This window comes from Shigella sp. SIG3, from assembly GCF_053555855.1.
This window is the reverse complement of record NZ_JBQZXE010000211.1, coordinates 1-2506: the sequence shown is the minus strand read 5'-3', so window position 1 is coordinate 2506 and position 2506 is coordinate 1. Positions and strand designations below refer to the sequence as shown.

The window sequence follows — 2506 nt, the reverse complement described above, 5'->3', positions numbered from 1 at the left end:
CTTATTGCGATATGGTTACATTAAGGACAAAGCATCTCTAATGACTTTAGCTCAACGATTAATAACATTTTTTCATTAATTTAAGTTGGCTAAATGCAGTTAAAATTTTTAACGACCAGCCCCCCAAAATCGTCGCTTCCATTTTCCGGAGTAATAATGAAGCATGAATTATCAAGTATGAAGGCATTTGTCATACTGGCAGAGTCCAGTTCATTTAACAATGCCGCTAAATTACTCAATATTACGCAACCTGCATTAACGCGAAGAATAAAAAAGATGGAGGAAGATTTACATATTCAACTATTTGAGCGTACAACTCGCAAGGTTACGTTAACAAAAGCAGGAAAAAGGTTGCTCCCGGAGGCGCGGGAATTAATAAAGAAATTCGATGAAACGCTTTTTAATATTCGTGATATGAATGCTTATCATCGTGGTATGGTGACATTAGCGTGTATTCCGACCGCAGTATTTTATTTTTTACCGCTGGCAATCGGTAAATTTAATGAGCTGTATCCCAATATTAAAGTGCGGATTCTGGAACAAGGCACGAATAATTGCATGGAATCGGTGCTGTGTAACGAATCAGACTTTGGCATAAACATGAACAACGTCACAAATTCATCCATTGATTTTACCCCACTGGTCAACGAGCCATTCGTGCTGGCCTGTCGGCGTGACCATCCATTGGCCAAAAAGTAGCTTGTAGAATGGCAGGAGTTAGTGGGTTACAAAATGATTGGCGTACGTTCCTCCAGCGGCAACCGATTGTTGATAGAACAACAGCTAGCCGACAAGCCCTGGAAGCTGGACTGGTTTTACGAAGTGCGTCATCTTTCGACGTCATTAGGACTAGTGGAGGCAGGACTGGGGATTTCGGCGCTTCCTGGTCTGGCAATGCCCCATGCGCCCTATTCTTCGATTATTGGTATCCCACTGGTGGAACCCGTTATACGTCGGACATTGGGGATTATTCGCCGCAAAGATGCCGTGCTTTCTCCGGCAGCTGAACGCTTTTTTGCCTTGCTGATTAATTTGTGGACTGACGATAAAGACAATTTGTGGACCAATATCGTCGAACGCCAGAGACATGCGTTACAGGAGATAAGTTAATACACCGGCGCAGGAGAGACTGCGCCGGTTAAATCAGCGGTTAGTGTGCGTTAACCACCACCCACATTGGTCCCTGCCCGACCGCATAGCGGCCTTTTTCATGCAGTAGCCCCTGCTCGCCAACAATTTCGTATACCGAGATGTGGTGAGATTTTTGCCCAGCGGCAATCAGATACTTGCCGCTGTAATCAACATTGAAGCCGCGCGGCTGGGTTTCCGTTGGCTGGAAGCCTTCTTTACTCAACACGCTGCCATCTTCCGAAACGCTGAAAACGGTAATCAGAGTGGCGGTACGGTCGCAGGCGTATAAATGGCGACCATCCGGGGTGATATGAATATCAGCCGCCCAACGGGTGTCGGAGAAGTTTTCCGGCATCATATCCAGCGTCTGGACACATTCGATATTGCCGTGCGGATCTTTCAGTTCCCAGACATCCACTGAGCTGTTTAACTCATTGACGCAATACGCATATTGTTCGTTTGGATGGAATACCATATGACGCGGGCCGGCCCCTTCAACGGTAGTCACTTCCGCAGGGTCCTGCGCCACCAGATGACCATCATCGCTGACCGTAAACAGGCAAATGCGATCTTGCTTTAATGCCGGAACCCACAGCGTACGGTTGTCCGGTGAGATATTGGCGGAATGGCAACCGTCCAGCCCCTCGACTACATCGACGACGCCCACTGGCAGGCCATCTTCCAGACGCGTTACGCTCACGTTACCCGCATTGTAAGAAGCTACAAAGACAAACTGCCCCTGGTGATCGGTGGAAATATGCGTCGGACTACCCGGCAGCACAGACTCTGCGGCAAAGGTCAGTGCGCCATCGTCCGGGGCAATACGATACGCCAGGACGCGAAACTCAGGGCGAACACCAACATAGAGATAACGTTTGTCCGGGCTGACCACCATCGGCTGCACCTGCCCCGGCACATCGACAACCTGTGTCAGCGTCAGTGCGCCTTCATGATTCAGGTTCCAGACGTGAATTTGCTGGCTCTCAGGGCTGGCGATATAAACTGTTTGCTTCATGAACACACCTCAAAAATGATAAATCCCTTATCTTTCATACATATAACAACACTTACTGGATAAAAAACAGACAACAAAACACGATAAAATACAATATCGCACATCAATTAAATCAATAAGTTAGCACTCCATTTCGAATGGCATATTACTAAAATATTAGTCACCGACACGAATTTGACAATGCCACAGATATTTTCGCGACTATTCAGGGAGTATGACTCTCCCCGCTTTTGTTTACCTGTATCAACGACCGTAAACACTATGCCATAACAACTTCTGGCCAACTTCCCATTCGCTCAACAATCAACTCACTTCCGGCACAAATAAACGCATTACGTTGTAGATCGGTATTCTGGTCAT

General features: G+C 47.0%; 1 protein-coding gene and 1 pseudogene. One reads left to right on the top strand and one right to left on the bottom strand.

Annotation, left to right across the window (positions count from 1 at the left end; all coding sequences use genetic code 11):
• Positions 1 to 156 precede the first annotated feature (156 nt).
• Positions 157 to 1110: pseudogene (locus ACUU1I_RS20170) on the top strand (LysR family transcriptional regulator).
• Between the two features lie 40 nt (positions 1111 to 1150).
• On the opposite strand, the gene pgl reads toward ACUU1I_RS20170, so the two are convergent.
• Positions 1151 to 2146: a 6-phosphogluconolactonase gene (gene pgl / locus ACUU1I_RS20165; RefSeq protein WP_000815444.1), complete on the bottom strand. Its 996-nt coding sequence runs from the start codon at positions 2144 to 2146 to the stop codon at positions 1151 to 1153.
• Positions 2147 to 2506: the final 360 nt, after the last annotated feature.

Coding starts and splice junctions, on each gene's coding strand:
- pgl (WP_000815444.1), bottom strand. CDS start 2,146: ATGAAGCAAACAGTTTATATCGCCAGCCCTGAGAGCCAGCAAATTCAC.